The following is a 2,694-nucleotide window of genomic DNA, read 5'->3' as shown; positions in this document are numbered from 1 at the left end:
GTGCAGCGCCTGCGCCACCACGCCCTGGGCACGCAACGCCGCCTGGGCGATGGCCTCCTGCTCGGCCAGGGTCCGCTCGCGCAGCGCCTGGGCGAACCCGGCGGCCACGGCGTGCTGCAGCCGCGCCGACCGCGCCCGCAGATCGTCCTGCGGACCGTCCTCGCCGCAGTAGAGCACCAGGTAGGCGTCGATGCAGTCCAGGGCGCGGGTGAGCGCCTCCGGGTCGGTGCAGTGCGCGTCGACCAGGGAGGCACCGATCGCCCGTGCCTCGGCCGCGTCGAAGGTGCGGGCCCGCAGCATCTCGCTCAACCGCCCGGCCAGCGGCAGCAGTTGCTCCTCGAACTCCGGCCGGGTCAGCGACGTCGAGGTGGCCGGAAACACCGCCCGGCTCCAGATCGTCGCGAACCGGCGCACTCTGTCCTCCGGCCCGTCCGGCTCCGCGCTCACGCCGTACGCCCCACGCCCGCGAAACCGGAGAAGGCATACGGATCCTCGTCCTCCGGTTCGGTGTCCGGTCGCCATACGGGCATCGGCACCAGTCCCGGTTCCACCATGTCGTACCCCTCGAAGAACCGCGCGATCTCCTCGCGCGAGCGCATGATCAGCGGGTTGCGAAGGTCCTTGTATACGTCCACCGTGCCGCTCGCCCGCTCGGGTGGCAGCGGGATTCCCTCGTACGAGGCATGGGTGAGAACCAGCATGCTGCCGGGCGCCAGTGCGTCGCTCAGTTGAGCCACCGCCCCGTAGGGATCGTCCGCGTCCTCCACGAAGTGGAGTATGGCAACGAGAAGCAACGCGACCGGCCGCTTCAGGTCGAGCAGGTGCTCCACCTGAGGGCTCGACAGGATCTCGTGCGGCTTGCGGAGGTCGGCGGCGACGACGTCCGCGTTCTCGTTGCCCTCGAGGACGGCCTCGCTGTGCGCCACGGCCACCGGGTCGTGGTCGACGTAGACCACGCGCGCTCCGGGACGCGCCTGCTGGGCCACCTCGTGGACATTGCCGAAGGTCGGGATGCCCGAGCCGACGTCGAGAAACTGTGTGATGCCCTCGCCGACCGCATACCGCACCGCGCGACGCATGAACGCCCGGTTCGCCTGCATGATCTTGGGGAGTCCCGGCATGAACTCCATCGCCCTGCGGGCCGCCTCCCGGTCGACCTCGAAGTTGTGCGAACCGCCCAGGTAGTAGTCGTACATTCGCGAAACGCTCGGCACCGAGATGTCGATGCTCCGTGGGGCCCAGGCGGGACGCTCCATCTATCTCTCCAAGGCGTAGGCGATCCGGTGTTCGAGCTGAGGCTACTGATCGCCCGCCAAAGGAGCGAGCAGAAACGGAAATTGACCATCCGTTCCCGGTCACTGCCTGCGGCACGTGCCAAATTGACCCACTCGGGAACAGGCTACGAAAAGTATCCGCAGCATCTCGCAGAGTTCCGAAGTTCCGGCGTATGGGGATGAGTCATGCGGACTCCCGGTGAATTACGGCAAAGCGGTCCGCCTTCCGCATGGATGCGGGAGGCGGACCGCAAGGTCGCGCGCCAGGGGCAGACCGGTGGGGAGGTCCTCCTACTCTTCCTTTGCGGGCGCGCCGACCGGCTTTCCGTCGGGCGAGACGGCGAACCAGGTGCCGCCCACGCCCTGACCGTTGGTGTCGCCGGGGGCCTTGTCACCGGCGAAGGTGTAGATGGGCCAGCAGTCGACCGTCTGCTGCTTGACGCCGTCGGGCCGGGTGAAGCTCATCAGGCCCTCCTTCTCGACGCCCTTGGTGTCGTTGGCGGCCACGGGGGCGACGACCGGCCACTTCTCCAGGCACTCGCCGGTGCAGGCCGACACCGGCTCCGGCCAGGCCTCGTCCTTCATGAAGCGGTAGACCGTGTGGCCGTTCTTGTCGACGACGATCTCGCCGAGCTTCGGGTCCTCACGGGTGGACAGTCCGGGCAGGTCGGCGAACGTGGCCTTCTTGCCGTCGGGGGCCAGCGCGTACCAAGTGCCGCCCACCCCCTGGCCCTTGGTGTCGCCCGGGTTGACGTCCTTCGCATAGCGGTACGCCGGCCAGCCGGCGATCGTCAGCTGCTTGGTGCCGTCGGGCCGGGTGACCTCGCCGAGCAACTCCTCGTCGACTCCCTCACCGGCCTTGACATCGTCCGCAGGCACGGGCGGCCAGGCGGTCGCACAGTCGCCCTCGCAGTTGGTCTTCGGCGGCTCGGCGGTGTCCTGATCGAACCGGTACAGGGTGCGACCGGCACTGTCGGTCAGCACCTGGCCGAGCTCCGCATTGGCCGACACCGCCAACTTGCCCGCGGGGGCGGCCTGGGCCCCGGCGTTCTGCTGGTCCGGCGCCGCGCCCGCATCGGCCTCTGTTCCGGTACCCGTACCCGAACCGAGGCCCGTACCGCCGTAACCGCCCGCCGCGGCCGTCGCGCCCACGTTCTGACTGGCCGACTGGCCACCGTTTTCCTGACCGCACGCCGTCGTCAGCGCCAGTACGGCCACGGCGCTCGCCACGAGTGAGGCGCTCCGCCAGGAGGTCTTCATCGCTAACTCCCCATAATTCCAAGGGTGTTGCAGCGCCCTGCTGCGCCGCCGCACGACAATGGGTACGAACGGGGACGGTGGTTGTGTTCAACCGCGACGAGATTTCTTTCCGAATCTGTGAAGTGGCCGACCGGACTCCCGGGCGGGTCGCATGTGCGTC

General features: G+C 68.9%; 2 protein-coding genes and 1 pseudogene. All 3 read right to left on the bottom strand.

From position 1 onward, the window contains the following. A pseudogene (locus tag ACTWQJ_RS49970) lies at nt 1-447 on the bottom strand (GGDEF domain-containing protein); the annotation flags it as partial. Next, entirely contained in the window at nt 444-1,256 is an 813-nt protein-coding gene (locus ACTWQJ_RS49965; protein ID WP_443312979.1) for an SAM-dependent methyltransferase, read from the bottom strand. The pseudogene ACTWQJ_RS49970 and the gene ACTWQJ_RS49965, both read right to left, overlap by 4 nt. A 309-nt stretch (nt 1,257-1,565) precedes the next feature. Beyond that, nucleotides 1,566-2,534, bottom strand: coding sequence for an SCO0930 family lipoprotein (locus ACTWQJ_RS49960; RefSeq protein ID WP_443312978.1), 969 nt, complete (start codon nt 2,532-2,534; stop codon nt 1,566-1,568). Nucleotides 2,535-2,694 lie beyond the last annotated feature (160 nt).

Origin of the sequence: Streptomyces sp. KR55, assembly GCF_052245645.1 — a bacterium.
Classification (GTDB): Bacteria; Actinomycetota; Actinomycetes; order Streptomycetales; family Streptomycetaceae; genus Streptomyces; species Streptomyces flavusporus.
The sequence above is the reverse complement of the archived record's forward strand: the minus strand, read 5'-3'. Positions and strand labels throughout refer to the sequence as shown.